Raw genomic sequence first — 7,400 nt, forward strand, 5'->3', positions numbered from 1 at the left:
CTCGTGCGGCGCGGGGTGTCGCGGTCGGCCATCGACGCGCCACTCGACGTGGAGCGGGTGCGCATCCCGCTCCTTGCCCGCGGTGGCTGGGCGGGCGATCCCCGCATCGATGCCTTCGGCACCGCCGGTGGACACGGACACGCCGCGACAGGGTACTCGGTGGCCTCGATGCTGGCCGCCGTGCCGGCCGCTGTCCACGCCGTCCGTACCGGGTTCCCGATTCCCGCGCCCCGGTCCCCGGCCAGCACCACACTGCACGGGATCGGGCTCCGTGTACTCCTGCGCGCCGACGATCGGACGCTCCGGCAGTTGTTCGACGCGTTCGGCCGGATCGAGGGGCGTCGACAGAAGTGGTTTCTCGACGGCGCGAGCCCCTCGTACCAGCTGGCGCTGGCGATGTGGGACATGTGGGTGGGCATGCCGGCGAGTGGGAAGGTGGGGATGATCAGCGCGCTACTCCGGCGGTCCCCCCGTACTGCGGTCGACGCGCGATTGCGCTAGCCCGACACGGGGTGGCCCGGCCCGGTCTCCTCCGCCCTGTCGGGGAACCCGTCGAAGGTGAGGGTGAGTGATCCGCGGCGACCGGTGAGGCGGAACATCGACGCGAGCGCGATCACGGCCCATGCCACCCCGATCAGTTCGAAGGTCTCCTCGACGTACATGATCGCCACATACAGGTCGGACATCCCCTGGTCGCGTTCCACGATCCCTGAGATCGACTCGATGACCAGCGCGCCGAGGAGGAACACCACCGCCGAGCCGATCAGCCCGACCGTCACCCGGGTTCGGAGGGCGAGGACCAGGCGGATGAGAAGCGCGGCGACCACCAGCGCGATGGCGGTCCCGGGGATGACCCAGCTGTAGTGGAGATCCCCCGGCAACGTCGGCGCCAGGCGGTCACCGAAATAGAAGAGGCGTTCGTGGAGCTGCGCCGCCTCGTCGGCCGAGGCGATGACGGCCACGGCGGCGAACACCCACCACGAGGTGCGGAACCGGTCGGAGGTGAGGGCCGCCATCGCGGCCAACGCGCCGACGAGCAGCCACATCGTGGAGGCGAACCAGACCGCGACGTTCCCCTCGGACCCGATGTCGAACGCGGTCCACAGCAGGGTCCAGCCCTGATCGGGCTCGTAGCTCCCCGTGGTCCGGACCATCGTGTAGAGGAACCCGGACAGGGGGGCGAGGAGAAGTGAGGGCAGCAGGAGCCACCTGGCGGGCCGGGAGAGGCGGTACCCGGCGTCGCCCGAATCCGGGGGCCCGGGCTGATGTCGGCGTCGGATGTCAGACCGTGAAGCCGATGGCGCGGAGCTGCTCTCGGCCGTCGTCAGTGATCATCTGCGGGCCCCACGGCGGCATCCACACCCAGTTGAGTTCGAGTTCGTTGGCCAGGTCGGAACCCACCACCGCACTTCGTGCCTGATCCTCGATCACGTCGGTGAGCGGACAGGCCGCCGAGGTCAGAGTCATGTCGACGCGGGCGATGGTCGACCCCTCGGTCTCACCCGGGCGGACCCAGATGTCGTAGACCAGCCCGAGATCCACCACGTTGATCCCGAGCTCAGGATCGACCACGTCGCGCATGGCCTCCTCGAGGTCGGCGACCAGCGCCAGGTCCTCTTCCGACTGCTCGGGGCGATTGGGGTCGGGACGGAACTCACCGTTGTAGACGGTGCCCGCGGGGGTCTCGTTCTCCGCCGCCGACATGGCGTCGTCGACGGACGGGTCGTTGGCCGGGGTCATCTGCTCGGTCATGTCACTTCACTCCTGGTGGTGGTCGGTCTGTCGGCCGAGTGCATCGCGGTAGGCCATCCACCCGAGCAGCGCGCACTTGACGCGTGCCGGGTATCGGGACACCCCGGACAGGGCGACGGCGTCGTCGAGGATCTCCTCGTCCCCCTCGTTGGTCCCGCGGGAGGAGATCATCTCGTGGAAGGCGTCGTAGGCCCTGAGTGATTCCGACACCGTGCGGCCGACGATGAGGTCGGCCATCATCGAGGTGGACGCCTGGCTGATCGAGCAACCCTGCGCGTCGTACGAGACGTCCTCGATCGTCGACAGGTCGTCGGAGAGTCGTAGCCGCAGTGTCAGCTCGTCGCCGCAGGTCGGATTGACGTGATGGACCTCGGCGCCGAAGGGTTCCCGCAGCCCACTGTGGTGGGGGTGGCGGTAGTGGTCGAGGATGACCTCCTGGTACATCTGCTCGAGCTTCACGAACGGGCACCTCCCACTCCGAAGAACTCCTGTGCCCGGCGCAGCGACCGCGCGAGCACCTCGACCTCGTCGAGTGTGTTGTACAGCGCGAACGAGGCGCGGACGGTGGACTGCACACCGAATCGGCGGTGCAGCGGCCACGCGCAGTGGTGTCCCACGCGCACCGCCACCCCGTCGTCGTCGAGCACCTGGCTCACGTCGTGGGCGTGGACGCCGTCGACGACGAAGGACACGGCGCCGCCGCGCGCGACCATGTCGCGGGGACCGACGATCCGGATGCCCGGGATCTGGTCCAGGGCCTCCAGGGTGGCCGCGGTGAGCGACTCCTCGTGACGCGCGACCGCCTCCATGCCCACGTCGCGCAGGTAGCGGACCGCTGCGCCGAGACCGACGGCCTGGGAGACCATCGGCACCCCGGCCTCGAACCTCTGCGGCGGGTCGGCGTAGGTGGACTTCTCCATGGTCACGGTGGAGATCATCGAGCCCCCCGTGAGCACCGGCGGCATCGCCCGCAGCAGCTCCCGACGTCCGTAGAGGACGCCGATGCCGGTGGGGCCGAGCATCTTGTGCCCGGAGAAGGCCGCGAAGTCCACACCGAGTGCGTGGAAGTCCACGGCCATGTGCGGGACGGACTGGCACGCGTCCAATACCACCAGTGCGCCCACCGCCCTCGCGGACTCCACCACACGTGCGACGTCGGTCACGGCGCCGGTGACGTTGGACTGATGGGTCACGGCGACGACCTTGACCGCGTCGGTCAACTGCAGTGAGTCGAGGTCGATCCGTCCGTCGTCGGTGAGTCCGTACCACTTCAGGGTGGCACCGGTGCGTCGGCACAGCTCCTGCCAGGGCACCAGATTGGCGTGGTGTTCGAGTTCGCTGATCACGACCTCGTCACCCGGTCCCACGGCGTACCGGCCGAAGCGGTCGTCTCCGAGCGCGAACGCGACCAGGTTGAGCGCCTCGGTGGCGTTCTTGGCAAAGACGAGCTCGTCGACATCGGCTCCGACGAACCCCGCGATGTCGGCCCGGGCGTCCTCGTAGGCGTCCGTCGCCTCCTCGGCGAGCTGGTGTGCACCGCGATGAACGGCGGCGTTGGAGCTCAGGAGGAAGTCCCGTTCGGCGTCGAGCACCGGGATCGGGCGCTGTGAGGTCGCCCCGGAGTCCAGATAGACGAGGGGTTTGCCGTCACGAACCGTCCGCTGCAGGATCGGGAAATCCGAGCGGAGGGTCGTGATGTCGAGGGTCGAGGTCATAGTCTCCCAGCTGTCCGATCAGGCGTTCGCGGGCGTGAGGTACTTCTCGTACCCCTCTGATTCGAGCTCGTCCGCCAGTTCCGCGCCCCCGGAGGCGGCGATCCGGCCGTCGACGAAGACGTGCACGCGGTCGGGCGTGATGTACCGCAGAATGCGGGTGTAGTGCGTGATGAGGAGGATGCCGCCGTTCTCCTCGGCCTTGTAGCGGTTGACCCCGTCGGACACCACGCGCAGGGCGTCGACGTCCAGGCCGGAGTCGGTCTCGTCGAGCACGGCGATCCTGGGCTTGAGCAGATCCAGCTGGAGGATCTCGTGGCGCTTCTTCTCGCCACCGGAGAAGCCCTCGTTGACGCTGCGCTCGGAGAAGGCCGGGTCGAAGTCGAGGTCGGACATGGCCTCCTTGACCTCCTTGACCCAGTGCCGCAGCTTGGGCGCCTCGCCGCGCACGGCGGTGGCCGCGGTACGGAGGAAGTTGGCGGTCGAGACCCCGGGGATCTCGGTCGGGTACTGCATCGCCAGGAACAGGCCGGCGCGGGCCCGCTCGTCGACCTCCATCGACAGGACGTCCTCCCCGTCGAGGGTGACGGTGCCGCCGGTGACCTCGTACTTGGGATGGCCGGCGATGACGTAGGCCAGAGTCGATTTGCCGGAGCCGTTCGGCCCCATGATGGCGTGGGTCTGCCCGGACTCGATGGTCAGGTCGACACCCTTGAGGATGTCGACGGTCTCGGCCGAGTCGGCGGTCGCCGCGACGCGGGCCGTCAGGCCCTTGATCTCGAGAATGGTCATTGGTGTGCTCGCAATCTTCGTGAAGTCTTCGGGGGTGGTCTCTCGGGCCCGGGGGTCAGATCCCGGATGACTGCAGTTCCAGTTCGACGGCCTCGGCGATCCGATCACGTACCTCGGGCACGCCGATGCGGTTGATCACCTCGCCGAAGAAGCCCCGGACGACCAGGCGCCGTGCGGTGTCCTCGGGAATCCCCCGGGACATGAGGTAGAACAGGTGCTCCTCGTCGAATCGGCCCACGGCGCTGGCGTGACCGGCGCCGGCGATCTCGCCGGTCTCGATCTCGAGGTTCGGGACGGAATCCGCGCGGGCCCCGTCGGTGAGGACGAGGTTGCGGTTCATCTCGTAGGTGTCCGTACCCTCGGCCGCCGCGCGGATGAGGACCTCGCCGATCCACACGGTGTGGGCGTCGGGCAGGTTCGACGACGCGTCACCCTGCAGGGCGCCCTTGTACAGGACCCGCGACGTGCAATTGGGTACCGCGTGGTCCACCAGCAGACGGTGTTCGATGTGCTGTCCGTCGTCCGCGTAGTACAGACCGTTGACGTTCACCGTGCCCCCGGGGGCCGTGAACGTCGTCAGCGGTGCGATCCTCACGAGCTCGCCGCCGAAGGTCACCGCCGTGTAGGTCAGGGTCGCGTCGCGACCGACCTGCAGGTGGTGGTTGGCTAGGTGCAGCGCGTCGTCGTCCCAGTCCTGGATGAGGACGACCTCGAGGTGCGCCGAGTCGCCGACGACGAACTCGACGTTCTCGGCGATCGTCCCCCCGCCGCGCTGGTCCACCACGAAGGTCGCGTTGGCGAACGGCTCGAGTCGGATCTGGGCGTGGCCGTAGGCCAGCTCCCCCTCCCCCGGGCCGTCGACGGTCACGTACACGGGGTCGTCGAGAACCGTCTCCGTGGCCACTGTCAGCACCGTCGCCTCGGCGACGGAGGTGAAGGCCTGCGCGGCGACGCGGTCGCGGGGTGCCCCGGCCTCGCCGATCCGCTTGTCGTCGGTCCCGACGGTCTCGACCGTCAGTCCGTCACGCTCGGCGACGGAGACCAGCAGGTTCCCGGTGGCGGTCACATTGGTTCCGTCGTGGATCCCGCGGAGCCGCTTGAGCGGGGTGAAGCGCCAGATCTCGTCCTTGTGGCTCGGCACCTCGAACGCGTTCACGTCGAAGGAGGAGAACTGGTCGCCCTTGGTGGCGGTGACGGGGATACCGTAGCGGTCCGTCACCGGGGTGGGGCCGGATCCAGTGGTGGCAGTAGTGGTGTCGGTCATGGCGGTCAGCCCACCGATCCTTCCATCTGGAGTTCGATCAGGCGGTTGAGTTCGAGGGCGTACTCCATGGGGAGCTCCTTGGCGATCGGCTCGACGAATCCGCGCACGATCATGGCCATGGCCTCGTCCTCGGCCAGGCCTCGGCTCATGAGGTAGAAGAGCTGGTCCTGGCTCACCTTGGACACTGTGGCCTCGTGCCCGAGCGTCACGTCGTCCTCACGGATGTCGATGTACGGGTACGTGTCGGACCGGCTGATGTTGTCCACCAGCAGGGCGTCACACTCGACGTTGGACTTGGAGCCCTTCGCGCCGGGGTTGATCTGGATGAGCCCGCGGTAGGCGGATCGGCCACCGCCTCGCGCAACCGACTTGGAGACGATGTTCGAGGACGTGTTGGGGGCCAGGTGAAGCATCTTCGACCCGGTGTCCTGGTGCTGTCCCTCGCCGGCGAACGCCACCGAGAGGACCTCGCCCTTGGCGTGCTCGCCCGTGAGCCACACCGCGGGGTACTTCATGGTCACCTTGGACCCGATGTTGCCGTCGATCCACTCCATGGTGGCGCCCTCCTCGGCCCGGGCGCGCTTGGTGACGAGGTTGTAGACGTTGTTCGACCAGTTCTGGATGGTCGTGTAGCGGCAGCGACCGCCCTTCTTGACCACGATCTCGACGACCGCCGAGTGCAGGGAGTCCGACTTGTAGATCGGCGCCGTGCACCCCTCGACGTAGTGGACGTAGGCGTCCTCGTCCACGATGATCAGCGTCCGCTCGAACTGGCCCATGTTCTCGGTGTTGATCCGGAAGTAGGCCTGCAGCGGGATGTCCACGTGGACGCCCTTGGGCACGTAGATGAACGAGCCACCCGACCACACGGCGGTGTTGAGCGCGGAGAACTTGTTGTCACCGGCCGGGATCACCGAGCCGAAGTACTCCTCGAAATACTCCGGGTGCTCCTTGAGCGCCGTGTCGGTGTCCATGAAGATGACACCCTGGCTCTCCAGGTCCTCCCGGATCTGGTGGTAGACCACCTCGGACTCGTACTGGGCGGCGACGCCCGCGACCAGGCGCTGCTTCTCCGCCTCGGGGATACCGAGCTTGTCGTAGGTGTTCTTGATCTCCTCGGGCAGGTCCTCCCACGAGGTGGCCTGCTTCTCCGTGGAGCGGACGAAGTACTTGATGTTGTCGAAGTCGATCCCCGACAGGTCCGAACCCCAGGCGGGCATGGGCTTCTTGTAGAACGTCGCCAACGCCTTGAGCCGCTTGGCGAGCATCCACTCCGACTCGTTCTTCTTGGTGGAGATGTCACGCACCACGGCCTCCGAGAGGCCACGCTGTGCGGTCGCACCGGCGGAGTCGGAATCGTGCCAACCGTAGTTGTACTGGCCGAGCGAGGCGATCCGCTCCTCGTCGGTGGTCGGCTCGTGCACGGTGACGTCGGCCGTCACCTGATCTGGGGTGATGGTCATCGCACAGTCCTTTCGGGGGTCGGAACCGACGCGTCTGCGTCGGCCGCTGCGGGCATGGTGGCCGCCAGGTCACCGGCGGTCACCATCCCCGTGGGGATGTTCGTGGTGCAGGCGCAGTGTCCGCCGGCGATGGTGGCGAGGCGCTGGACATGGGTGCCCACGATCTCGGACACCACCTCCTGCTCGGCCTCGCACAATTCGGGGAACCGGGACGCGACGTTCCACACCGGACAGTGGTGCTGGCAGATCTGCAGGCCCGCCCCGGCGTCCTCGATGGATGCCGCGTACCCGGATTCGGTCAGGGCCGCGGCGACGTCGGTCGCCGCGCGTTCGACGTCCTCCGGACCGTCCGCGGGGCGGACGTGCCCGACGATCGACCGGACGCGCTGGCGGGCGAAGTCCGCCACGGCGGTGGCC

8 protein-coding genes and 1 pseudogene are annotated in these 7,400 nt (G+C 68.0%); 1 reads left to right on the forward strand and 8 read right to left on the reverse strand.

What is annotated here, in order from left to right; genetic code table 11:
• Positions 1-501: pseudogene (locus tag G6019_RS04875) on the forward strand (lycopene cyclase family protein); the annotation flags it as partial.
• Here G6019_RS04875 and G6019_RS04880 read toward each other — a convergent pair.
• The 8 genes from G6019_RS04880 to G6019_RS04915 all read right to left on the reverse strand — a co-directional run.
• Positions 498-1,154 carry a hypothetical protein gene (locus G6019_RS04880; protein ID WP_182612937.1) on the reverse strand — a complete coding sequence of 219 codons (657 nt, stop codon included), beginning with the start codon at positions 1,152-1,154 and terminating at the stop codon, positions 498-500. The pseudogene G6019_RS04875 and the gene G6019_RS04880 overlap by 4 nt on opposite strands.
• A 127-nt stretch (positions 1,155-1,281) precedes the next feature.
• Positions 1,282-1,752 (reverse strand): metal-sulfur cluster assembly factor, encoded by a 471-nt coding sequence (locus G6019_RS04885; RefSeq protein ID WP_107756490.1) that lies wholly within the window; start codon positions 1,750-1,752, stop codon positions 1,282-1,284.
• Positions 1,753-1,758: 6 nt separating this feature from the next.
• Positions 1,759-2,211, reverse strand: coding sequence for a Fe-S cluster assembly sulfur transfer protein SufU (gene sufU / locus G6019_RS04890; protein WP_107756491.1), 453 nt, complete (start codon positions 2,209-2,211; stop codon positions 1,759-1,761).
• On the reverse strand, positions 2,208-3,467 hold the full coding sequence (locus G6019_RS04895; RefSeq protein ID WP_182612936.1) for a cysteine desulfurase: 1,260 nt from the start codon (positions 3,465-3,467) through the stop codon (positions 2,208-2,210). The genes sufU and G6019_RS04895 overlap by 4 nt, the downstream gene beginning before the upstream one ends.
• 18 nt (positions 3,468-3,485) lie before the next feature.
• A complete protein-coding gene (gene sufC, locus G6019_RS04900; RefSeq protein ID WP_107756493.1) occupies positions 3,486-4,256 on the reverse strand; it encodes a Fe-S cluster assembly ATPase SufC in 771 nt (256 codons plus the stop codon).
• A 55-nt stretch (positions 4,257-4,311) separates the two neighbouring features.
• A complete protein-coding gene (gene sufD / locus G6019_RS04905; RefSeq protein ID WP_182612935.1) occupies positions 4,312-5,520 on the reverse strand; it encodes a Fe-S cluster assembly protein SufD in 1,209 nt (402 codons plus the stop codon).
• A 5-nt stretch (positions 5,521-5,525) separates the two neighbouring features.
• A complete protein-coding gene (gene sufB / locus G6019_RS04910; RefSeq protein ID WP_107756495.1) occupies positions 5,526-6,983 on the reverse strand; it encodes a Fe-S cluster assembly protein SufB in 1,458 nt (485 codons plus the stop codon).
• Positions 6,980-7,400: helix-turn-helix transcriptional regulator (locus G6019_RS04915; protein ID WP_375539745.1), on the reverse strand; the 421-nt coding region annotated here is incomplete at its 5' end. The genes sufB and G6019_RS04915, both read right to left, overlap by 4 nt.

Origin of the sequence: Dietzia sp. DQ12-76 (assembly GCF_014145045.1) — a bacterium.
GTDB lineage: Bacteria > Actinomycetota > Actinomycetes > Mycobacteriales > Mycobacteriaceae > Dietzia.

Coding starts and splice junctions, on each gene's coding strand:
- sufD (WP_182612935.1), bottom strand. CDS start 5,520: ATGACCGACACCACTACTGCCACCACTGGATCCGGCCCCACCCCGGTG.
- G6019_RS04885 (WP_107756490.1), bottom strand. CDS start 1,752: ATGACCGAGCAGATGACCCCGGCCAACGACCCGTCCGTCGACGACGCC.
- G6019_RS04895 (WP_182612936.1), bottom strand. CDS start 3,467: ATGACCTCGACCCTCGACATCACGACCCTCCGCTCGGATTTCCCGATC.
- sufC (WP_107756493.1), bottom strand. CDS start 4,256: ATGACCATTCTCGAGATCAAGGGCCTGACGGCCCGCGTCGCGGCGACC.
- G6019_RS04880 (WP_182612937.1), bottom strand. CDS start 1,154: ATGGTCCGGACCACGGGGAGCTACGAGCCCGATCAGGGCTGGACCCTG.
- sufB (WP_107756495.1), bottom strand. CDS start 6,983: ATGACCATCACCCCAGATCAGGTGACGGCCGACGTCACCGTGCACGAG.